We start from the raw sequence: 24,453 nt of genomic DNA on the forward strand, positions 1-24,453 counted from the left end.
GCTTGTGATATTTATGTTGAAAAGCATGGCGTAATAACCTTGCCTTTAACAACTGATAATAATAAGTCTACTTACGAATCCATTTCATATGAATCTATGAAGTTATGCTTTGACTGCAGTTGTCCCTTTTGTAATCGTAACTTCAAGGTTTTTCACATTGCCATTGAAGACAATATCGATATGGCACAGATTATTACGCTCATCAATGGTATAACTAATATCATCTCCGTCCTGAAGAACTGAGTTCACAAATTCCTTGGATTTCAACCATTTGCTCTTTTGACTGCTAGGATTATTACTAAAGAACTTCACGATATTGTCATGCTTGAAATCACCTGTTTGAAAGCGAAGGATACGCTCTATATAAGTACTAACAAGCGTCTTGTAAATTGAATCAAAGCCTACACCATCATCGATTGAGGATGATAAACTTCTAGCCTTATAGACCGAAATACGAGTAACATCCTTTTTGTCAACTTGGGCATTATCAGATGAAAAGATAAAACCAAAGCTTCTTTGATTAATAGAATCTTTGATCGTGTTTGTGAATCCAGAAATCTCTTTCGCCATCGTTGTCGTTGCATGTAAACTATGATCCTCTGCTTCAATGTCAAAGCGTACACCAGGATACTCTCTCGTTACACTGCGGAATTTCTTCTTCAAATATTCCGGACACTGGTAAGCCGCAACAATTCCTGCTGCTATGTAAGAGGCTTCCACATAGACCCCTTCAATCCAAAGCTTCAAGATATCTTCCTTCTCTTTTGATAATTGAACACCATTTTCAGTCTGTTTCATTCGACTATCGAGAATGACACCTGACTTGTCCTTTGGAATAATGGTGAAATTCGGTAAGCAAGGGACAGCAAATTCACTATAGTCCTTTCTCAGAAGGACTGCACATTTGTCAATGAAGCGGTCTACACCTGTCGTTGAAATACTGTTAAATGTTGTTTCATCACCAGATTCAAAGCTGAAGAACAACTGTACTCGATAATTCTTCGCAACCTGTAGAAGCATAGATAGGGACTCCATTCGATTGCTGTCTTTTTTTACAGATACTTCATTCCCTTTGAAGCGCTGCCTTCTAATTGGTGCCTTTCCATTTGTCTCCCATTCGATGACTGGAACAATACCAAACCAAACTGTATCAGTGAAGTCATTTTTGGCATTGACGGTATTTAAATACGCTTCTAGTCTAGAAATATTGCTGCTTTTGACTAACATATCCAATCTCGTATTTAATACTAATAAACTAGGCTGCATTCCTCGGTTTTTCGTATCGTATTGATCAAAAAACAGTTTAACACCGAGAATTTTTTCCACGAGTGGCTTCACTGTTTTTACAAAGTCATCCTTTGCATTCTTATAAAATTCCAAATAGGTGTTGTAGTTCTGTACTTCTACTTCAACATCAACTTCATTTCTTACAGCTGGAAGTGGTGAAAAGGTTCGTACAACTAGATCCTTAACATATGAGGAAGGTGTTTCTGTAATTGCTTCATAATCTTCCTCAAATACAGTCTCTAATCTCATTTGGCTATTTTCATCTAGTGCTAGTAATTCCTTGCTTTCTTCCTTTGGTGCTTCAATGATTTTCAACTCACCGTCATCACCAATTGACAGAATTCCGATCTGTAATTCCTCTGCTTCCTCACCGTTCTGGGAAGCACCTAGTAATAGTCTTGTCTTTATATCCTCTATTGCCAATGGAAGCATCGCCATTACATTGTTGTAATTTTGACTCGCCTCTTCAAATTTCATATTTAATTTATCGCCAATGTCTAGTTGTTTTGGATCGCCTTCGTCCAACTTTTCATACTCATCATGCAAATAGTGGATCTCTTTTCGAACTTGGCGTATATCTTCCATCACCTTTTTAGGTGAAATCATATCAAGTAAATTTTCAAATTTAAAGTCTACATTTGCAATTCCTTGGCTTCTTTTCGTATCGATAAGTGTAAATAACATTTTTAAGAAATCATTGTTTTGATCAATTTTTATTGCTGAGATTAAATCATCAGATATGCCTTCTGGTTTTTTTAATGTGTAAATGACCTTTTGATTAGCAGCATTGTAGAAGGAATAAACAGTCGGTGAAAACTTAGTCAAAAACTCATCAAAGCTTTTTACTAGTAAATACTGATTGATCTCCTTAATTTTATCGTCACTTAAACTATCAATGCCCTTCACATCCCCTACAAGCGTAAGTAAATCTAACTTTTCAGGATTAATTTCTTCAAATAGCATTGTTCTGTTTGTTTGATAGATAATATCCATAAATTTTGGCCATACAATTTGCAAAATGGCTGCAAATGATAATGGCTTCCTCCTCTCAATGTATTAATAATCTCTAATAACTTTTTACCTATTCCCCTTTTTTCCATAAAAGTTATAAATTGTAGTCTTTGTAGTATCCTGCAATTGTATTATACAGAAGAATTTAAAAATTCAACTACATAATTCCAAAAATTGAGAAAAAAGTACCATAAGTTTCTAATTTTGATACTTTCCTACCATATTCAACATTTTTCAAGGATTTTTGCATTTCGTCACGAAGTATTTATGTAAATTAAAAAACAGATGAAACTTTTCAAAAAAAGGTGGGTTGGATTATGAGTAAAATAAATCAGATTGTGAAAAGGTTGCTAATTCCATTCATTATAATTGCGCTCTCTATCAGTCCTATTGGTGCTTCAAATATCTTTGCAAGTGTGCCACCAGAGGCGGAAGTTGTCTTTGTTATCGATACTAGCTTCTCAATGAAGACAAATGATAAAGAGAGAATTACGAACGAAGTACTAAATATGTTCATAGATTTAAATGAGGATTCGAAAACGAAGGTTGGATTTGTCTTCTACAATGATAAAATAGTTGCTTCACAACCGTTAACATCGCTCGAATCATTGACAAACAAATCACGATTGAAGGAAAAATTAAATACGATTCCCCAAACGGGTTATACAGACCTTGGTCTAGGATTAAAAAATGGCCAAGAGTTACTTGTGAGTAGCAATCATGACCAAACTAGCAAAACTATCATTTTATTAACCGATGGGGAAATTGATTTGCCTCCCCATTCTGAACGAACGAAGGCAGAATCTGAAAGTGATATTACCGAAGTAATTAAAAAAGCTCAACAAGAAAATCACACGATCCATACTGTCGGTTTGAGTAGTGGTGGGATTATGAATGAAAAGCAGTTGAAGCATATTGCTGTAGAAACTGGGGGATCCACATTTTTTGCACAAAAGGCAGAGGCACTCCCTGAAATATTTCAAACAATTTTTGCAGGACTAGGTCAATCGACGATCTTTCCAATCGCATCAGTTACTGCCAACGGAAAGGAACAAGAGGTTAAGATTGATATCCCATTTGGAATATCAGAAGGATCTGTCGTATTACTTTCACAGCAGCCAATTGGTGAAGCCATTATCTATGGAGACACTACTGTCAGCAAGCAACATCAATCAAAACATTACACAATTTTGAATATGAAACAAATCAAAGAACAATCTTTATTTTTGAATTTTAAAGCTGTCTCAGGAGATATGGTAACGGTAAGCTTTCTTGGTAATCAGCCGTTTACTGCCGCACTTGAACTGCCAGAAGAGAAAATAGTGAAGGATGAACCAATTGTCATTCGTTCCAAGCTCATCAGCAAAGACACTAGCACACCTTCAGAGCTCTCATCAAGCCTTGTTGGCGAACTTGTTGTTAAGCATTTGATAACAGGGACCGAATTACGATTTCCGATGAAGAATACAGGAGCTTATTTTGAGCTTGAACAAGAATTTACAACACTTGGTAATTATGAGGCAAAAGCACTAATAACGGGGCCGAGCTTTCAAGCTGAAACTGAAAGTATGTCCTTTGAACTAATTAATTCACAACCAATCCTATCAAAATCAGAACCTATTACGAAAAAAAAATCGAATCCAATCTATTTAATAGTAGGAATTGCTGCTTTTTTCATATGTATTGCATTAATAACTCTATGGTTAACTAGGAGAAGTTATTCATTTATTGGCCGATTGGAGGGGGTCTATCGTCAGACAGAAGGGAAAATGATTCCTTCAAAAAAACATTGGCCACTCGCAGCCTTTAACAATCAAAAACAAGTCACATTATCAGAGTTATTTTCACGGCTGGATATTCACGACAAAGTTCCAGGTGCAGAACAAATCTACTTTCAAGCAGGTAAAAATGGTGTTCTATTCATGAAACACACCACGAGATGTATCATTCTAAAAGGCGGAACCACCATTCCTAGAAATCAAAAAGTAATCATCCGAAATAACGAGAAATTATTTATCACATTTGAAGATGGCGAAATGGAAGTAGAGCTGCTTTATAAAGCAACAGAACAATATGAAACGATCGAAGCATACTCTTATACGAGTTGAAATGAAGAAAAGCGCAAGCGCCTTGTCCAGGCCCGACAAGCAAATGTTCTGATGCAAAAAAGTCGCTCTTTGACTTTTCTTGCATCAGGTTATTTGACCTCGAGGGCCTAGGCGCTCGAGCTAGACATTTATCAGTAAAATTATATACTCATCCGGTCCCGATGTTAATTGAAATCGGGTTTTTTAGATGGCTTCAGAAACCGGTTCCTTATATTGAAGAGTGTATATTCAAGCTTAATTACTGGAATGAATGATGCGATAGAATCCGGTCTTTCTTGATAGTGAACTGATAGACTCTTCATTATTTTTTTCGCAAACCATGGCGATAAATTCAAATCTTTACGATTAATAGATTCCATCTTGTCTTCTATTACCCTTGAAGGGGCGTCGACTGGAGGTTGTCCAACTACAATATAGTAAATAATTGCAGCCATACTATATATATCTGAATAGACACCTTGTTGTGACTGATTCGAATAAAGCTCCAATGGTGAATAACCTTTTGTAGTGAAAATCTGTTTATTAGAGTTTGTTTCCAATGAAGTAGCTGAACCAAAATCGATCAATTTAGGATTTCCCTCTTGGTCAATCAATATATTTTTAGGCTTAATATCCCGGTGTATAATGCCTTGACTATGCACATAGTGAAGCGTATTTATTAGAGGAAGATAAACCTCTTTTAGAAAAGTTGAAAATTGAAAGGAATCTTTTCTTTGTATATACCTTTCCATAGTCTCACCTTGACAATACTCCATCACTAAATAGACTGTTCCATTTTCCTCAAAATGATCAATGTATTGAATGATATTAGGATGTGAAAGTCGTCTTAAAAAGTTGACCTCTTCCAAGAAGGATTGCTTTAATTCATTACATTTCTTTTTATTGGTTGAATATCTACATAATAATGTTCGATCATCTAAATCGCGGTTGACAAGGGATTTTGGAAAAAATTCTTTGATAACGACACTTTTTTCATTTTCTATCCCCTGCGCTAAATAGACAATCGATAAGTCACTAGCAGACATGACTGATTGAATCTGATACGAATGATTTAATTGTTCATTTTCCTTAAGACAAGCCTCATAGATTATCTCTTCCAATAGAAACTCCCTCATTTATCAGAATTAATAGTTTTATAGTACCAATAAGCCGAGTGGAATGGAAGTCCCTTCCTGTAGAATAATAGAGAAATCAGGAGCCTACTAAAAAGAGTTTACTCTAAACCTTTCTTGATATCATGCAAAAAATCACTCTAACACATGGTGATCTCCCTTATTCCCCAGAGGGCAAATCAATTGGTGTCCCTGTAGACAAAGGAACTCCGAAATTGGGTGTTCCATCTAGATTCCAGGTGAATTTTTGAATTCTAGTACTCCTTAGTTGACTGCCGCCTGCTGATGTCGGGATTGCGTGATAAACAATCCAATCCTCTTTCCCATCAGGTGATTGGGTAAAACAATTATGACCTGGTGCAAACACTTCATTTACGATGCTCTTTTTAAACAAAGGCTGGGTAGATTTAAGCCATGACTCCGGATTTAGGAGACTACTATCGTCTGTAGCGGTCAACATACCAAGGCAATACTCATCGGACCAAGTTGTACTTGCTGAATATACCAAAAACAATTTTCCATTTCGCTTTAACATAACAGGGCCCTCATTTATTGCCATACCACCTTGCTTTTCCCAGTCGTACTCAGGTTTCGACAATAATACATTCTTACCCGAAATGGTCCATGGGTTTTCCATCTCAGCTATGTATAGCGCAGAACCATAGTCGGGAAATTTTCCATACCCTGCATAGACAAAATATAAACATCCTCTATGTTCAAAAATTGTTCCATCTAATCCAGGATATTCTGTGTTCACATATCCCTTTTCTACCCATTCCCCTTGAAAAGGATCCTCTGCGGAATTCTCAAGTACAAACACTTTTCTTGTTCGATCATCCCCTTTTCCATCATTCGCAGTGTAATACACATACCAATTTCCATTCACCTTATGAATCTCCGGAGCCCATATGTTTGCACAATTTATTCCCTCAGTTGGTGCTGTCCAAATTGTCTTACATTCCCCTTCAGCTATTCCACTCAGGGTAGTTGATTTCCATATATCAAGATGTGTCCTTTTCGTAACCATAAAATAGTACATATCCTTATCTTTATACACCCATGGATCTGCTCCAGGATCTAGAAGGGGGTTCTGAAATGTAAGATTCACTTAATGCTCTCCTCCTCTTTTTTAGCTGACGACAAAACGCCTACACTGTAGGATGTTGAGGCCTGTGCAAAGCTAATAGATCTCCCCCTTGGTCTACTAGACCGATTAACCAATGTAATTAAAAAAGTAATAATGAGCAGTAACAGGATACTACCGAACAATCCCTTCCACGGCCCAACGATAAATAACGTTAGCGAACGATCCAGTGAAAAAATTATGATATTACTTAGTAGCAAATAGGCGAGCACATTTTCCCCCATTATCCGGAGAAAGCTCGAGCCTGCCTTCCACTTATCCAATGTTCTCGTAAAAAGATAGGCTACATAGAGAACAAAGGTTGGCCCGATGATCCAGTAAATACTTGGCGGAAACCTTCCCGGTAATTGCATTTCATTAAATATCAGATAAGAAAGAAATAGAATCGATCCAACGACAGAGGTTAGGAAATATCTCCATTTAAAACCAATTCGATGTCTCGCAAAATACATCCCAATTAAGTAAAATGGGAAATATTGTACAACGGGGAAGGTTGGGAATTGCGTTGTACCAACCAGTAGTCCAAGCTGCGGAATCGTTACCTTGCTATAGTCAATCCAAGTTGTCCCCAATAGTAGTAGACAGATGATCCAAAATACAATGGGTCGATTAGAAATCCAAATTAAAATTGGAAAGAACACCAATCCCAATAAGATAATTATCGAAAAGGAAACTAAAAACTCAGACCACCCTGGGATTACATCTAATAATAGAATGGGTACGATTGTATTCATATTCAATGCCTGTTGACCAACATATACTTGAAACGCAATTCCCGAGAGATAAAATGCAAGTAAGGTTTTCAAACCAGTTAAAAGCATTTTTTTATAAATTAATTGGAACGTCTTCCGATAATAAGCTAGTTGACAAACATAACCAAAACAAAAAACAAAGCCAGAGAAGGTAATCAAATTAAAGAAGTTTATGCTATATTCAATTGATGGAAAGATCGATACATCACTAAAAAATTGCAATACGTGCGTATAGACCATCCCTATAACTAATAGCCCTTTAAAATAATCAATAGAATGATCACGAGTATCGATGGTCATCACTTCCTAATAAATATGAGTGGAATGTCCTCTTGTCCCTTCTCAATCATTTATTTCCTTTATCCTTTCTAGCGCAATCTTTGGTGTGCGGTCCTCTTTTAACAATCCATTGACTTCCTGTTGCACATCCGTTATTTGCGTGTAACAATAGCCAGATATATATGGGATTTCTTTAATGGCATCTGTAATGCTACGGTAACGCTTTAAAAATGCTTCTTCCGTATCAACCTGATTCCCATACCCCCATCCACTTTCATCGTTAAATGCGATTCCGCCGTATTCAGAGATTATAATTGGCTGTCCTTTATAGGAATAATCATTTGCAAATGCATATTTATGATGATTATGAGGGATTTCATTATTCACAATTAACTCCTTATTTTTATAGCGATTATAAAATTTTTCACCAAACTCCTCATAGTCATGTAGGGTAATAATATCGGATACGGTATGCTCCCACCCATCATTGACAATAACAGGTCTTTGATCATCAATTGATTTTGATAAATAATAAATTGACTCCGTAAATGCTTGTTGCTTTTTATCTATTGCAATATGTGGAATTCCCCATGATTCATTGAAAGGGACCCAAGTAATAATTGATGGATGATTGTAATGCTGTTGCATAACTTCGAGCCATTCCTTTGTAAAGTTTTCAACAGCTTTGTCTGAAAACTCATATGTGGCAGCCATTTCTGACCATACTAACAATCCTTTCTTATCACACCAATATAAGAAGCGCTCATCTTCTAGTTTTTGATGTTTACGAACCCCATTAAATCCCATTTGAAGAGTTTTTTCGATATCCTCAATCATCGCTTGATCCGACGGTGGTGTTAGCATCGTGTCCGTCCAATAGCCTTGATCGAGTAACAGCTTTTGATAGAGTGGTCGATTATTAAGAAGGACTTTCCCATCTTTTATCGAAACTTTTCGCATTCCAAAATAGGATGTAACTTCATCTACTAACCGTTCACCTTCATATAAGGAAAATGTAACATAATATAAATGAGGATGCTCAGGCGACCAAAGCATAATCTTCCATTCATGAATTTCAGATAATAGATCCACTTCAAATTGCATCGTTGATCGATTAGGTGTAAATGAAAATTGTTTTATTTCCTTTCCATTAAATCGAATTGTTGTCTCTACACTTACATGTCGATCAACATCGCCATTCAAGGTATAATCAAATGCAACTGAATCTGTATCAATTTTCGGTGTAATTTTCACATTCTCAATACTTTTACGCTCAAGAAACTCTAACCATACCGTTTGCCATATACCTGTTGTCTGTACATACCAGCAGCCAAAATTATCCTCCTTCCATCGTTGTTTCCCTCTCGGCTGGAAACAGCTTTGACTGTCCTCTACCTTCACAACTAATTCATTTATTGCTCGTGTCGTAATGGCATGTGTAATGTCAAATGAAAATGCCGCATTACCCCCTACATGATCACCAATATAAGCACCGTTCACCCACACTTTTGTTACATAGTCTGAAGCTTGAAATCGTAAAATTACTCGTTTTCCAATTTGCTCTGTTGCAACTTCAAATGACCTTTGATACCAGACATACTTATGAAATGCTTCATCTCCAATTCCACTTGCTTTTGTCTCATACGTGTAGGGCACCTGAATTTCTGTTGTAGTCGTTACATTCTCATACCATCGATCACGTTCACCTATATTTTGATCATCAAATGCGAATTTCCATGTTCCATTTAAGTTCACCCATGAATCACGTTGAAATTGTGGACGAGGGTATTCTGTTCGTTGATACGTCATTGTCGTTTTCATCTGAGTACTCTCCTTTTATCCTTTTATTCCTGTAAGGCTGATGCCTTTTACAATTTGTTTTTCAAATATTAAAAATGCAATAATAACTGGTATAGAAGCAATAGCATTTGCAGTCATCGGTAACACATATGCCTGAGAATAAGTCGAGTTAAACACTGGTAGACCTACTGGTAATGTGTATAAGGACTCTGACAATATTGATAAATATGGCCATAAAAAGTTATTCCATGAACCAATAAAAGTAAAAATACCAATTGCTGATAAAGCTGGTTTTGCCAATGGTAATACGATTTTATAAAACAGCTTAAAATTCGAACATCCATCAATAATCGCACTCTCAATAACTTCCTTTGGTACATTATCAAAAAAGCTTTTCAGTATAATGACACCTAATGGGGAAGCAATCATCGGAAGGATTAAACCGGCATAAGAATCAAGTAATCCCAAACTCTTAGCAACCTCATAGAGTGGTATAATCGTTGCTTCGCCAGGAATCATTAACCCTAATAAAAAGAAAATAAAGATCAAGTTTTTATATCGGAATTTCATTTGCGAAAGAGCAAATGCAGCAAGTGATGTAATAAGCAATGTCAAAAAGGTTGTAATTACTCCAACAACCAAACTATTGAGTAGCCAACGGAAGATTAAACTATCAAAGATGATATTTGCATAGTTTTCAAACGAGTATGGTGGTAAAAACCAAGCCAATGGTTCAGTTGTTGAAAATCCCTCTGGTTTTATCGAGACAAATAACATCCAAATGATCGGAAAAATAAAAGCAATCGCTATAATAAATGCTAACGAAACCTTTAGTCGTAATTTAGGATCACGGTTTCTTTGTAATAGCTTGCTTTTCTGTTTGGTCACTTGGATAGCATTGTCTCTCGATATTTGAGGTGCGCCCATTTAGTTCTCCCCCGATCTTTGACTCTTTAATTGAATAATAGAGAGAATTAATAAAATAAAGAATAGCCCATATGACATCGTTGCGGCATAACCAAGGTTATTTTGCTTAAAGCCCGCTTCATAAATATATTGAATTAATGGCCTTGTTGCTCCACCAGGTCCACCACCTGTAATTAAGAGAATCTGAGCAAATACTTTATAAGATGCGAGTATTTGCAACAACACAATGACCCGTCCAATCGGTATTAACTGTGGTAAGGTGATATGCCAGAACATATCCCAACGGGAAGCACCGTCAATTTCACTAGCTTCATATAATGATTCTGGTATATCCTGCAGTGCTGCCAGAAATAAAATCATATTAAATCCAACCGTCCACCATAACGTAACAATAACAATCGTTACCCATGCAAGTCCCTTATCCGCCATCCAAAACGGTTCAGCATTTATGCCAATCGCATGGAGAAATGAGTTGACGAACCCATTGTATGGTTGCAGCATGAAAATCATCAAAAAGGATATAACGGAAACGGATAATATACTTGGGATAAAAAAGGAACCGCGGAAAAATGTTTTAAATTTCGAATTAAGATTAGCTAATAGCGCTAAACCTAATGCCAATAAAACCATTGTTGGCGTTGTTAAAATAACAAAAAAGGTTGTATTCCATAGCGTTCGCCAAAAATGCTTATCTGCAAACATTTTTTGATAATTTTCTAATCCCACGAATTCTAATTTACGAACCAATGTCCAATCATACAAACTCATTTCTAACCCTTTAAAGATTGGAAAAATCGTAAAAACAACATACGCAAGAAAAAAGGGCAGTAAAAAGGGAACCGCTTTCAAATCCAGAATCCATTTCTTATTCATAATTGACCTCCTTTAAGAAAGGATATAGAACATATAAATGGTGGAACCTGACCCCTAACATTCATCAATTTGCCTGAGGCCAGACTCCTTTTAACGAATCTATGACTCTATTGCTTAATCACCAATAAGCTCGGTCACTTCTGATTCAATATTTGAAAATACTTCTTCAACACTAGCGTTATCTGCCCATAACATATCTAGATTACGAACGAAAATATCTTGAATACCGCGCGCATGAACTGTTTTGTCAGCGAATTTTACAAAATTGGCTACCTCAGCGTATTCACTGCGATATGGCAATTCTTTAAATTCAGCTGATTCAATGACAGTGTCTTTTGATGGTATATGACCTGCTTCTGCCCACATCACACCATTATCTGTCATGAACTTCATGAATTCCACAGCACCTTTTTGTACCTCTGCATCTACATCATCATAATAAGGTAAGACGAATGTATGTGAACTTGCCCATGCTGCATTTTCTCCAAACATATTTGGGAACGCCATTGGCGTAAAGTTTAAACCGTCTGTCTTTTCCCAAATACCTGTTGCCCATACACCTGTAGCCAATACAGCCGCATTCCCAGATTGGAAGTCTGCATAAAAGTCAGCTAGATTTAAAGGGATCACTTCTTGTTTATAGTAGAGATCATATACATAATTTGCTGCAGCAATAGCTTTCTCTTCATCTAACACATACTCTGGATTTTCCAAATCACCTGAAACGATGTGCTCTCCACCCATTTGGTTATATAATGCCCACCATATACGATATGGGTCCTCACCAGCAGATGAAAATGAAAACGCCATTTTATCATCAGGTAATGCTTCTTTAAGGGAAGTTAAGAATTGAACAAATCCCTCAGGAGTTTCTTCCATCTTCGGAGTACCATCGTCATTAAGGAGGCCCGCTTCCTTCACAAGATCATTATTTATATACATAATCTCTGGATGAGTATCAAATGGTACTGCATAATTTTTCCCTTCAAAAATTGTGGCCTCTAATACATTTTGATTAAATTCATCCCATTTTAGCCCCACATCTGAAGCATAATCATCTATGTTGGTAACAAGGCCTTGGCTAACTAATTCAGGTAAAACGTGACTGTGCGAAATCGCTAGGTCAGGGCCTTTTCCGGATCCAATACTTGTCAGTAACTTTGTGTAATATTCATCATACTCTTGCAACACATTGTTAACGAAGTACTTGTCTTGACTCTCGTTAAACTTTTTAACAATTGCATCCATGAATTCTGCATCCCCGCCACCAAACATGTTCCACATCACAACCTCAGTTGCACCTTCTGGAATCTCAACATCATTTCCAGCCGAATTAGAACTACCTTTGTCTGAACATGCAGCCAAAACCATAGTTGCAAGTACAACTCCCACAAGAATCGTATACCACTTCTTCATCATTTCCTCCCCCTTTTTTATCCATTTCATTTAATACAAATAATCTGTTTAATTACAGATTATTTGTATTTATCAATAGAATACGCTTACATTTCAGAATAGTCAATATAATTTGGACAGCAATTTTCGATAAAAAATCCATCAAATTTACTTTTTGATGGATCTTTCATGTAATATTCTTTTTAGTCAGCATCACGAAATGATATCTTCAGTTTAATATCCTGTGGATGATCTCCGAATTCTTTGCCAAATAAATTAAACCCACCTTTGTGAATCGCATCATCTCTGATACCTATCCGAAAGGTTAAAAAGTTAGAGTCCAGAAGGTTCAAATCATGAATTGTAGCATTAGATAAGTGGACATCATCAATCGTTGTTTGATGATTCGTTACCTTCCATGTCTTTAATATTCCATACTGCGTGCTTGTCGTTTCACTCCACGAAATTGGATTAAGTTTTCCTGGTCGATCCCCATAATCTCCTGGACTCGTCCACGTTCCAATATCAACACCATTTAACCAAATTGTGATATCCGACAACCAATTTTGATCATAATTAGGAGCTTCTGAGCAGATCTCTAAGGATAACTGTAGCTCATCTATCAGAACATCTCCAGGAATCATAAGCGGGAATTTATATTCAAAATACCCTTTCCTCGTCCATAGTAATTGCGCATTCATTCTAACAGGGCTATAGAAATGAACAGGCTCATCCTCTGGAATAATAAGTCCATCATGATTCGCAATGCCACATGTAGGATACACATGAAAATCAACATAATGCCCGATTGGCATCTCTACTTCATAAATTTTATGATCATTCGCTGGATCCTTTATTGCATTTAATTGAATATGAATATCATCAAAATTTCGCGCACAAACCTTCATCGCACCTCTACTTGCAGGCCGAAGCTCAGTTAGAATCAACCCCGAATCCTCCAAAACCTTTACATGAGAAGCAATTGTAGATACTGGTTTATCGAGGCTTTCTGATAACTCGTGAATATTCATTGTCCCTTTATTCAGCAAATAAATAATCTTCAAGCGAACTTCTGAGGATAAAGCATGAGCAACCTTTTGTAAATGATCCGCATTATTAATCGATAGTTCTAACAATTCTTCCCCCTCAATCCTCTTTAACAAAAGTATAGTTTATAACATAAATATAAACCATTTTTATGTATTAAAACAAGTTTTATATTTAAAAGTTGGTAATATACTACTTTTTCTCTGAGTATAGGACAATGGAATAGGATCTAAACAACGTATTTTCACATACTGTACTACTTTGTGTAATGAACAAATCAAATTAAGAAGGTGTTGTTATCATTGAATAAGCCTACTATCTTGAAATCTTTATTTTCTATCGTTATTATATAAAAATAATTTTTATTGCCGATATTTAACTTATATCATTTATTTAGTTGTACAAATATTTTTTAATCAAGGGAGCATCTTATGAGTATTTTTGCAAAAAAGGAAAAGACAGTAGCTTTACTAGAAGAAGCGAATAAACAAAGACAATTCGTAAGGATCGAGATCCATAATGATCGAGATTTAATGCAGCAACTATCCATCATCGATCTCACTTTAGACGATCTAGCGGTAGCGAGGGCATTACAACCACTTATTCAAGAGAACATTTCAACTATCTATAATCCAATGTATAACAACCCTTTTCCGGGTATTCGAAGTGTAGTTGATATGACACCAATAGGTATTGATTTAGCAGGCAGCCAGCAATATGTCGTTAGCTTTTTTGACGGGATCATTGACGATAAGTTCGCTGGGAAAAGATATCAGCTTAGTAAATATTATTTAAAGACTGGTGTAGAGGTTAAATGGTATCTTTGCACAAACCAAGCATTTATAAACAACATACTTGATCTCATTAAAGAAGCATATAAGGACGATTCTGAAAGTATTGCACTTGCATCTAAAGTGATTAGTAAACTTTTCAATTTAGAACTCCAGCTTTGTCTTTCAGCACTGCAGGAGCTTCAAAATGAGGCTGCAGCAACGAAGGAAATTCAAGCAAAACAGAATATCAAAGGAACCATTGGCGCTATTACAGAAGACTTGGCTGCCATGTCTGAAGAGGTTGGGGCGTCCGTTGAAGACGTCATTGTTCGGTCTGAAGGTATAAAGACATATTTAAATGAAGGCCTACAATCTTCTATCATCACAGCAGAAACTTCCGCATCAGGAAGAAAACAGTTAGATCAAGTAATTGAACAAACGGTTTCCCTAAAAGATAGTGTTCATCACATTCAAACGAGTATCAGTTCATTGGAAACAAACTCAAGAGAAATTGGAGATATCGTTGCAGTGATCACTTCCATTGCAGATCAAACAAATCTTTTGGCTCTTAATGCCGCTATCGAAGCAGCGAGAGCAGGAGAACATGGTAAAGGGTTCTCTGTTGTAGCAGCTGAAGTCAGAAAGCTAGCTGAACAAACAAAGTTATCTTCAAATAATATAACTGAACTAGTTATCTCAACAACTCAGCAAATTGAAGATGTTGTACACCAAATAAATAATGTCAATTCGAAAACTGTGTTAGTTAACCAAAATGTCCTTGAAACTGCAGAAAGCTTTGATGAAATTCTAACTGCAAGTAAAACAAGCAGAGAACAAAATGAACGAAATAACCAAGAAATCATTAAATTTACAAATATTTTAAAAGAGATTGGCAAAGCCGATTCAAAAGTAGCAGATTTAGCAGATAATCTAAATGAAACGATGCAAGGATATTAAAGGTTTACCAAGAAGAGGAATCCGGTATTAAGTGTAGAATCATTTAATATAGTAAAAATAGAATGTGCGAATAGAAAGGTGTGGCGAATTGAAAAGATTGTCTTTACCTTTATTGATCTTCGTTTCAAGTGTACTATATATTTTTATTATTCCGGATGAACCTCTTCTGTTTAAACTCACCTTCAAGTTAATTCCGATGTGGTTAATTATTACGTATGCATTTATTCATTATCGGGAAAATCGTTCCTTCACTAGTAAAATGATAGTTACAGGATTAATATTTTGTATGTTTGGGGATGGATTGCTCCATTGGTTCCTAATAGGATTATCGGCCTTTTTGTTAGGCCATATTTTTTATATAATTGCGTTCTTTAAGGAGTGGCATTTTTCCCTCATCCGTGTTCTATCCATAATTCCTATCGGTTTTTATGCAATTTTTATTGGTAATCGCCTTACTAGCTCCCTTATTGAAGGTGGGAATATCACTTTATTAATCCCTGTTATTGCATACTTAATCATCATTTCGATCATGGCATGGTCTGCAATCATGACCAATAATAGGTGGGCCATTATGGGGAGTATTCTATTTGTTATATCAGATTCAATCTTAGCATGGAATCGGTTTGTTTCGGACGTCCCTTACTCAGCCATCTTAATTATGACGACCTATTACACAGCCCAGTTTTTTATAGCCAAAAGTATTATATTTTTTCAAAAAAGGGACTGAGACAACACTAAAGTTCTGAACTATCGAATTTAATAAGCATGTCGTAGTCTAAATAAAGAGGCATTTATAATTTTCAATACTGAAATTAAATAACTGAACTAATTCAGATAGCAAGTATGAATTAGTTCGGTTATTTTTATGCATAAAGGGCCGGTCTTTTTGATTTCAAGGTATATCCTAATCATTACGTGGTTTCATGAGTAACTTTCTACCTTCAACATAAGGAATCCGGCGGGTTTTGAAGGTAATCCGGCCGATTCTGCTAGTAATCCGGCGAGTGTTGGGATTAATTCGGCCGGTTTAAACAGGAATCCGGCGGGATATCTATTTAATCCGGCCAACACACCTAATTTATGGAAATCCGCAAAATTAGTCTCTTGAACCCAGATTATAAATTTAAAATCCTGTCACATCTATTCCTCCTATGTCGTCTTGAGTATAGAAAGAACTTAAGGAGGTTTTCATATGGCTCAAAAATGGGATGTTATCATTGTTGGTGGCGGATTAGCAGGTTATGTTGCTGCAAATTATTTACGTCAAACGAACCTATCTATCTTACTATTAGAAAAAGGAAAACATGTTGGCGGAAGAGCTAGAACAAACAAAATGAATCAACAGTATTTTAATCTTGGTCCACATGCCCTATATAAAAGAGGAAAAGCGAGGTCCATTCTCGAAGAGTTAGGTATTCACCTTAATGGGAAATCCCCTAAATTAGGGGGCATCTTAATGGAGAACAATTTTGAATATGCTGCCCCTTTTTCTCCATTAGGAGTTTTGACAACAGGTCTATTACGTACTAAGGAACGGATGGAATGGATTGCAGTTCTATTGAAAGTGATGAGGATAGATCCTCAAACACTAGCAAATCAAACATTCCAACAATGGGTCAAGCAAATAGCCCACTCTGAAGTCATTGAGTCATTGCTATACACACTTGGTAGACTTGCGACCTATTGTCATGCTCCAGATAAGATGAGCGCAAAAGTCATGGTTACAAATTTGAAAAATGCAATGGGAGGCGTTCTTTATCTAGATGGAGGTTGGCAAACAATCATTGATCAGCTTCACAATCTAGCAATCCTTTCAGGTATTCAAGTTCGATCACATGCGCCTGTTAAACAAATTTACCCTTACGAACAGAAGCAATTTAAATTAGTTCTATCTAATGAGGAAGAAATGATCGGAAAGTATGTGATTAGTGCTACTGGTCCTCAAGAACTTAATGAAATGATAGGTGAAAATTTTAATATTGGGCAAAACGGTGTTTTTTCTCGTATCACACCTATAAAAGGAGCAACATTAGATGTTGCTTTATCACGGCTTCCTAATCCAAAACGATTATTCGCAATGGGGATTACGGACCCCTTTTATTATTCTGTACATTCACATTATGCTCACCTCTCAGATGATACAAATCATACCATTCTTCATGTATTTAAATATCTACATCCAGACGAACACATTGATAAAACAAATATTAAAAGTGAACTTGAACAATTCTTAGACAAGGTGCAACCCGGGTGGAAGCAATATGTAGTTACTAGTCGCCTACTCCCTACTATCACAGTCAATCAACGCTTACCTCAAATAGGAGATGAACTCAAGTTACAGCGTTCTAGAACAGTCATTCCTGGATTATATATAGCAGGAGACTGGGCTTCCCCCGACCTCATTTTAGCAGATGGGGCAGCCAGCAGCGGAAAACATGCAGCTCATGAAATTATTTTAAATGAAACGAGGAAAGAGAGTGCAAATTTCAAATGAGGAGTACCTGTTATTTAAACCATTATTATTTTCATTAGGTTATCGAATGCTAGGTTCAGTTGTGGAGACAGAAGATATTGTCCAAGAGACATTTCTAGGAGCATACCAACTAAGTGATGAGAACATAAAAAACAAAAAAGCCTATCTCTGCAAAATGTTGACGAACCGTTGTCTTGACTTATTAAAGTCTGCTAGATTCAGACGGGAATATTATGTAGGACCATGGAATCCAGAGCCCTTAATACAAGAAAAATTACATGACCTTGACCCTTCTGAAGTCATTATAGAAAAGGAAGGATTAAGTATCGCTTATCTACGTATGATGGAACATTTGTCTCCAGATGAGCGAGCGGTACTACTATTAAGAGAAGTTCTGGACTTCTCTTATTTAGAGATTGCGAGTATCCTTGAAAAAAAAGAAGAAAACTGTAGAAAAATTTTCAGTAGGGCCAAGCAAAAGATCTCCCGTATCGAGGGTGAAAGCTTAAACTACGAGATCAATAAATCTATTATTGATCGCTTTATCAAAGCGTTTCAAACTCAAGATATGAATGTCCTATTAGAACTACTATCTGAAAATGTTACCGTATTCTCTGATGGCGGTGGAAAAGTCAATGCTGCTACTCGCCCAGTTCAGTCTTTATCCAATGTTTTAGCCTTACTATACGGTATTACTAAAAAGTTTCCCAACTTTAATTTTGAAGTTAAAAATGTCAATGGTCAGCCAGCAATCATTTTTTATATGGATAGTAAGATTCAAAGTATCCTAAGCTTTCATATTCGTAATGATAAAATTTTAGAAATGTATATCACCCTGAATCCTGATAAGCTACCTACTTCTTAAGTAAAGCAGCGGAAATAGAAAAAGACGGGGTAAAACCACTACTCGTAATTGGGTTTACCTCGTCTCATCATTTCTTCTAAACCTAAGGGTATATACACTAAATCTACTTTGAATTATTTTGCTATTGGCGGAGTAATTGGAAGTTCTTTTTTCTCCTTATGTTTGTTGTAAAGGTACGTAAATAATCTAATATATTGTCCGACAAGTATGGCGTTTAAGATTGTACCCTCCCGAACAAACATGATTTTACCAGCTAAAATCAAGCCGAAGATTATTGCTAAAGCAAGTAACGTCAAGTCAAAACACGTTTTAACGTTCCCCCATTTAAATCCAGTCCTTCGCTTAACAGCATCAACGAAATTATCAATAGGCATTAGAACAACATTAGATTGAAGCATAAGGAATACACCAAAGGCTAAAAATGCATCTCCAATAACAAGTGTTACTAGTTTAGTCCAATAAACAGGAAGCTCTACGTAGGTAAATGCAAGGGATAAATTGAAATCTAGACAAATTGCAAAAACTCCAGCAACTAATAGCCCCATAATATGGTACAATTTAAAGCCCTTTCTATACACTAAAAATGCTAGAATTAACATAATAACTTCTAAAATGAAATTTGCTCTTCCTTGGGTCAACCAATCAATATGCACAACAAAGACTCGTTGAAAAGCACTTTGAGGAGAAATTCCAATCCCGGCTCTAATTGCCAAACTAACACCAATTGACAATATATAAATACCAATAATATACACAATCCATCGTTTTACTAAACTACTCCTGTCCGCCACCAAACTACTTCCATTTTGCATAAAAACCCTCCTTTTATCTTAAGAAATTTATTTGATCTTACCACTAAGGAAAATACAGACCTCTATCAAAATCATTGGAAGCTAGAAACCTCCTCTAATTTCCAAAGCAAAATAATAAGAACGAATACTATCTCGATATATTCACATAATATTGGCAATTTTACAAACAAATTTTTATACAGTACTAATGGTGAGCGAACAACTTTATAGGTGTTTTCTCATTGATAAAAAATAATAAAATTTAGGGTCGGTCCATTCATCATTCTTCCATGAAACGGAAACGATGTAGTGAGATGAACAAACTTAACAATTTATTAACAACCGGCTCACCTTCATTATGATTACCCATTTCCTCCAATGCTGTATCAATCGCATATGAGCTGGATGTTAATTCATCTACTGTCATATTTGCCATCACTCCATAGATTTCTAAAGGCATGACACTTTTATTCTCTAAGTTATCTGTAACAATACATGCACCTGAATATTTATCTACTTCCTTAGCACAGTAACACATTTCTTCGCTATTTTGACCAATTACTACAAAATATGGTGTTGGTGCTGGCCAAGTTGTCCCAACAGCGCCATGGTCTACATAGACACCTTTAAATAACCCATTGACAACATGCCTCGTACCATTCGCATATCGTTGAATGACAGATAGTCTACTGTAGGATACCCCTTCATATTCAGGAATGGCCACACCATCTTTGTAAGGTACCCATATTTCTTGGAAGAAGTTTGCATGCCCTCTGCCATACACATCAAATAAATATACTTTTGCTTGTGTCCCATCCTCTGAAATCTCTAATGGTTCAATATCTAATTGTTCTGGGGTTAAATCCTCTAACCCTCTTACTGCTTTTGTACACATGCCCGAATAGTCATTATCCGCATTTTTTAGTAATTTTTTATCTTTTGCAATTAACTCCCCATCTTTAAATACATAAATTGGATTTATATTAGATAAACTGTCTGTTAATACAATATCTGCATAACGTCCTGGAGTTAAGGAGCCGATTTCATGATCCATATGGAATGACTTCGCAGTATTAAAGGAAGCCATTTTGATTGCTTTAATTGGATTGATGCCCATCTCAGCACAATAGGAGATAATCCAATCCATATGCCCCATTTTAAGTAGTCTTTCTACAGAAATATTATCAGTGCATAGCATAAAATTATCTGTTGGAAATTTTCGGTCGACAATTGCACGAAGTAAATTTTTAATTACTTCACTACTGCCGACGCCAAATTTAATTTGTGTAGGGAAACCATAGCGAATACTTTTTTCAATATCATCTTCATTCCATACGTCATGATTATTGGATACACCAACCGCAGGCAAATAATTTAACATCATATCGGAAAGTGCGGTTACTCCCCAATGTCCATCAATAAAGCCTCCGTTTTCTCTCGCCCATGCTAATTTTTGAAAATCTTCCATATCTCCTTTACTATATTTGAAATGATCTAATTCACCGAGGCCAATGACTGGCTTCATATCCAATACTGCTTTGGTAACCTTAGGATCTGTTTTCTTCCCAGGTGCAAATGCAAACAAGCGATATGGTAATTTTTCATATCCTTCAAAAAGCTCCGCAGCTGCTTTAATGCCGTCTTCTTTTGCTGCACTAAGAAGGTCAAGGCATTCCGCAAATATAGTCGTGGTACCGTTTGGAACCATTGCTTCAGCCAATGCTGTAGGGTGGGCTAGTTGAGATTCAAAATGAATATGTGCATCTATTAATCCCGGAATAGCATATAACCCTTGTCCATCAAAAACTTCTTTTACTTGAATCATAGATTCATCTGGATTGAGTGCGATAATTCGTTTGTCATAGATGAGTAAAGATCCTTCATACACGGTCTCTCCGTGTACATCCAAAATATTTAGATTCTTCATAAGTAAGTCCGCTTCTGCTTTCCCTTCTAGAATACGAAAAATCGTTTGAACCTTTTCTAATTGATTAGTACCTTCTTGCATGTGATATCTCCCTTTCTGTACGTCATTTTTATTTATAAAACATAGTCCTCTTCTCATATGGTTAATCGATTAACCAAAATTAATAATGGTCCTACTATACTACCGTTATTGGTTGGTATTACAATTAGTTAATCGTTTAACCTTTGCTAGTGTAAACCCTTACAAATTTTTAAAATGAGTGATCTCACCTGATTTACTTGAAAGAAATCAGGTAGATTCTCGTTCTACAATAAATGGCTCCAATACGGTTACATCCTCAAATGTTTTATTTAAAATCTGATTTAGAATAATTTCTGCACTCTTTTGACCTAATACCCGGTTTTGCAAATCAACACAAGTAAGTTCTGGCGTTGAAATTTCTGAAATAAGTGAATTACCTAGACTAAGCACGGCGATATCATATGGAACTTGTATATTGGACTTTGCCAATGTTTTTGTTAAGTAAACTGCACTTTTCTCATCAAGTACAAACACGCCATTAATCTGGTGTTCTATAAGTTTCTGTACATATTCCTTATTAACATTCTTATCATCAGAAATTTCTATAAACAATGGCTCATGATCACGATTTATTGCTTCCCTATATCCTTTTAAAAATTGGTTTAGCAAATCCTTAGGTAATGGCTTATGCATAAAGGCAATCTTCTCTTTTTTCCTTTTAATCAAATGTTCTGTACCAATTTTACTTGCCTTCACTAGGTTAGGATAGAGGAGCGGAAAACCGTCATAAGGAATACATCTATTCGTATATACGACTGGAATCTTCCAGCCTAAAAAAACTTCTTTGATTTTTTCCTGAAAGGATGTATCAGGAAATAATCCGATAAATACAATTCCTGCCACCATATTCTCTCTCATGAGATTCATAATACCCTCTTCATCTAAATGAAGATTGTCCACCTCATAAATAAAAATATTGTAGTGATGCTCAGCTAATGTTTGACTGATACCCGAAGTGACCTCGGAATAATACAAATGATTTAATTTTGGTAAAATAACAGCAACATTGGAAGTCTCTTGCTGCTTTAAAGATTTAGCGATGATATTAGGAACATATCCTAATTTCTTAATCGCCTCCTCTATTCTTACCTCGGTTTCCTTTTTTACAACAATATTGGAATTGAGATATCTAGAAACTGTACATGTACTTACATTTGCATGCTTGGCGATATCTTTTAAAGTAGCCATTTAATATCTCTCCTATTTTATAAGATACCTAGTTAATCGATTAACTGCTAAAATTATAATAACACTTATTTTTAGAATTGCAATACTATTTTTAGAAAAAATAAATTGTTCTGATAATTCGGAATGAACATCATCTATCTTCTTTGAAAAAGGATGATGAATTCGACAAAAACGTCATCTAGCCTAAGTCTAGATGACGTGAATATTACGATAAAGATTCTGATTTTGACTTTACCTCAGGAATTAACAAATTAAGTATTAACACCGCTATTGCACCTACTGCTGTTCCAGACGAAAGTATGTAGTTTGCAAAATCAGGAACACTATATAGAATTTCTTTCGGTAATACTATCGTTCCAACGGTTAAAAGAATAGGGACGCCGATTACAATCATGTTTCTGTCATCAATATCAATACGTTGAATAACCTTAAATCCGTTCATAACGATTGCCACACACACAACTCCAAAGATTCCATTGATTACTGGCTCAGGAATACACGTAATGATAGCAGATAGTTTAGGAATTAAACCGAGAAATACAAGAATTGCACCTGCTGCAATAATCGCCATACGGCTCGCAACACCAGTAATCGCAATAATACCAGCGTTTGAAGAATAACCTGTCATTGGAGTTCCGCCAAATAAAGATCCTACAAAACAACCAATACCTTCTCCTGCTGATGCGCGATTTAAACGCTTATCATCCAATTCTTCACCTGTAACTGTTGATACAACAAACCACGTACCAGTAGTTTCAATTAATATAATCATATAAATAAAGACCATCGTTAACATTGCTTGAAGATTGAATACAGGTTCGCCAAATGGGAAGAAGCTTGGTAGCGAGATCCATTTTGCTTCTTTGACAGTTGAAAAATCAACACTTCCAAAGAATGAAGCAGTGATTGTTCCAATAATAATTGCTAAAATAACTGATACCAGACGGAAGAAAGTACCAGATCCTGATTTTTTCCGACCAAGTAACATACAAACTAATAGTACTCCTGCTGAAACAGTAGCGACTATTACGTTATTTCCGACGCTTCCTGGTGCAGCATAGATATTATTGAATGCACTTGGCATTAATGAAATCCCAACAATGACGATTACAGTTCCACCAACTAATGGAGGAATAATTTTCCTAACCGTTTTTGCAAATATTTTTAATGGATATCCTAACACCGCTATTAAAAGAGCACCAGGTAATAAACTTCCAAATACTGCTCCTAATCCAAGCTTCCCGCCAATTGCGGCTAAAGCACCAATTGGTACATAAGATGGACCTTGAACGACAGGTAATTTCAATCCGCCAATTGTTTGAATCAGTGTAGCAATACCAGCTGCAAGAAAACACATTTGAATGAAGTACGTTGTATTCATCGTGTTTAATGCAAGTAAGCCTGCAATAATAATTGGAGCAATGTATAGATCCATCGCAAGTACGTGTTGAAAACCTAATAAAAGCGATTTACCAACACCAATTTTCTCATTTACCCCTACTGTTAAGTTCGGGTTTTGCTTCGTCGCTTCCATTACTCTTCCTCCAATGTTATGAAATTCTTTTAGAATAGAAACTCTATACATTCTAGGTAACACTAGTATTATTTCAGTAAAAACTATAAGCGTGTTGTTAACATATTTTGCATTATAAAATAGGTTATT

At 36.0% G+C, this 24,453-nt stretch carries 18 protein-coding genes; 5 read left to right on the forward strand and 13 right to left on the reverse strand.

The genetic code is table 11. From position 1 onward, the window contains the following. Positions 1-102: 102 nt before the first annotated feature. Positions 103-2,280: a transcriptional regulator gene (locus MJG50_RS11730; protein WP_240255959.1), complete on the reverse strand. Its 2,178-nt coding sequence runs from the start codon at positions 2,278-2,280 to the stop codon at positions 103-105. A 335-nt stretch (positions 2,281-2,615) separates the two neighbouring features. Between MJG50_RS11730 and MJG50_RS11735 the strand changes: the two genes are divergently transcribed. Then, a complete protein-coding gene (locus MJG50_RS11735) occupies positions 2,616-4,406 on the forward strand; it encodes a vWA domain-containing protein (RefSeq protein ID WP_240255924.1) in 1,791 nt (596 codons plus the stop codon). Between the two features lie 164 nt (positions 4,407-4,570). Here MJG50_RS11735 and MJG50_RS11740 read toward each other — a convergent pair whose 3' ends face one another. From MJG50_RS11740 to MJG50_RS11775, 8 genes are all read right to left on the reverse strand, one after another. Further along, entirely contained in the window at positions 4,571-5,506 is a 936-nt protein-coding gene (locus tag MJG50_RS11740; protein ID WP_240255925.1) for a serine/threonine protein kinase, read from the reverse strand. A gap of 172 nt (positions 5,507-5,678) precedes the next feature. Further along, a complete protein-coding gene (locus MJG50_RS11745) occupies positions 5,679-6,626 on the reverse strand; it encodes a glycoside hydrolase family 43 protein (RefSeq protein ID WP_240255926.1) in 948 nt (315 codons plus the stop codon). Continuing rightward, the gene (locus MJG50_RS11750) at positions 6,623-7,714 is read right to left on the reverse strand and encodes an acyltransferase (protein ID WP_240255927.1); all 1,092 of its coding nucleotides are present in this window, start codon (positions 7,712-7,714) and stop codon (positions 6,623-6,625) included. The genes MJG50_RS11745 and MJG50_RS11750 overlap by 4 nt, the downstream gene beginning before the upstream one ends. Positions 7,715-7,756: 42 nt before the next feature. Then, positions 7,757-9,514 (reverse strand): glycoside hydrolase family 2 protein, encoded by a 1,758-nt coding sequence (locus MJG50_RS11755; RefSeq protein ID WP_240255928.1) that lies wholly within the window; start codon positions 9,512-9,514, stop codon positions 7,757-7,759. Positions 9,515-9,529: 15 nt separating this feature from the next. Beyond that, complete coding sequence (locus tag MJG50_RS11760) at positions 9,530-10,420, reverse strand: carbohydrate ABC transporter permease (protein ID WP_240255929.1); 891 nt, start codon at positions 10,418-10,420, stop codon at positions 9,530-9,532. Then, positions 10,421-11,293 (reverse strand): carbohydrate ABC transporter permease, encoded by an 873-nt coding sequence (locus MJG50_RS11765; RefSeq protein WP_240255930.1) that lies wholly within the window; start codon positions 11,291-11,293, stop codon positions 10,421-10,423. Positions 11,294-11,407: 114 nt separating this feature from the next. Beyond that, the gene (locus MJG50_RS11770) at positions 11,408-12,709 is read right to left on the reverse strand and encodes an extracellular solute-binding protein (protein ID WP_240255931.1); all 1,302 of its coding nucleotides are present in this window, start codon (positions 12,707-12,709) and stop codon (positions 11,408-11,410) included. 182 nt (positions 12,710-12,891) lie between these two features. Beyond that, positions 12,892-13,824: an ArsR/SmtB family transcription factor gene (locus MJG50_RS11775; RefSeq protein WP_240255932.1), complete on the reverse strand. Its 933-nt coding sequence runs from the start codon at positions 13,822-13,824 to the stop codon at positions 12,892-12,894. A gap of 342 nt (positions 13,825-14,166) precedes the next feature. On the opposite strand from MJG50_RS11775, the gene MJG50_RS11780 reads away from it, so the two are divergent. The 4 genes from MJG50_RS11780 to MJG50_RS11795 all read left to right on the forward strand — a co-directional run bounded on the left by MJG50_RS11780 (position 14,167) and on the right by MJG50_RS11795 (position 18,803). Continuing rightward, complete coding sequence (locus MJG50_RS11780) at positions 14,167-15,465, forward strand: globin-coupled sensor protein (RefSeq protein WP_240255933.1); 1,299 nt, start codon at positions 14,167-14,169, stop codon at positions 15,463-15,465. Between the two features lie 88 nt (positions 15,466-15,553). After that, positions 15,554-16,192 carry a lysoplasmalogenase gene (locus MJG50_RS11785; protein ID WP_240255934.1) on the forward strand — a complete coding sequence of 213 codons (639 nt, stop codon included), beginning with the start codon at positions 15,554-15,556 and terminating at the stop codon, positions 16,190-16,192. A gap of 465 nt (positions 16,193-16,657) precedes the next feature. Beyond that, positions 16,658-17,959 (forward strand): phytoene desaturase family protein, encoded by a 1,302-nt coding sequence (locus MJG50_RS11790; protein ID WP_240255935.1) that lies wholly within the window; start codon positions 16,658-16,660, stop codon positions 17,957-17,959. Next, positions 17,925-18,803, forward strand: coding sequence for an RNA polymerase sigma-70 factor (locus MJG50_RS11795; RefSeq protein WP_275695593.1), 879 nt, complete (start codon positions 17,925-17,927; stop codon positions 18,801-18,803). The genes MJG50_RS11790 and MJG50_RS11795 overlap by 35 nt, the downstream gene beginning before the upstream one ends. 113 nt (positions 18,804-18,916) lie before the next feature. Here the strand turns inward: MJG50_RS11795 and MJG50_RS11800 are convergent, their stop codons facing one another. The 4 genes from MJG50_RS11800 to MJG50_RS11815 all read right to left on the reverse strand — a co-directional run bounded on the left by MJG50_RS11800 (position 18,917) and on the right by MJG50_RS11815 (position 24,324). Beyond that, on the reverse strand, positions 18,917-19,615 hold the full coding sequence (locus MJG50_RS11800) for a YczE/YyaS/YitT family protein (protein WP_240255936.1): 699 nt from the start codon (positions 19,613-19,615) through the stop codon (positions 18,917-18,919). 259 nt (positions 19,616-19,874) lie between these two features. After that, positions 19,875-21,602: an amidohydrolase family protein gene (locus MJG50_RS11805; protein WP_240255937.1), complete on the reverse strand. Its 1,728-nt coding sequence runs from the start codon at positions 21,600-21,602 to the stop codon at positions 19,875-19,877. 207 nt (positions 21,603-21,809) lie between these two features. Continuing rightward, positions 21,810-22,790, reverse strand: coding sequence for a LacI family DNA-binding transcriptional regulator (locus MJG50_RS11810; RefSeq protein ID WP_240255938.1), 981 nt, complete (start codon positions 22,788-22,790; stop codon positions 21,810-21,812). A 205-nt stretch (positions 22,791-22,995) separates the two neighbouring features. After that, positions 22,996-24,324 (reverse strand): uracil-xanthine permease family protein, encoded by a 1,329-nt coding sequence (locus tag MJG50_RS11815; protein ID WP_240255939.1) that lies wholly within the window; start codon positions 24,322-24,324, stop codon positions 22,996-22,998. Positions 24,325-24,453 lie beyond the last annotated feature (129 nt).

Source organism: Fredinandcohnia quinoae, assembly GCF_022427965.1.
Lineage (GTDB): Bacteria > Bacillota > Bacilli > Bacillales > Bacillaceae_L > Ferdinandcohnia > Ferdinandcohnia quinoae.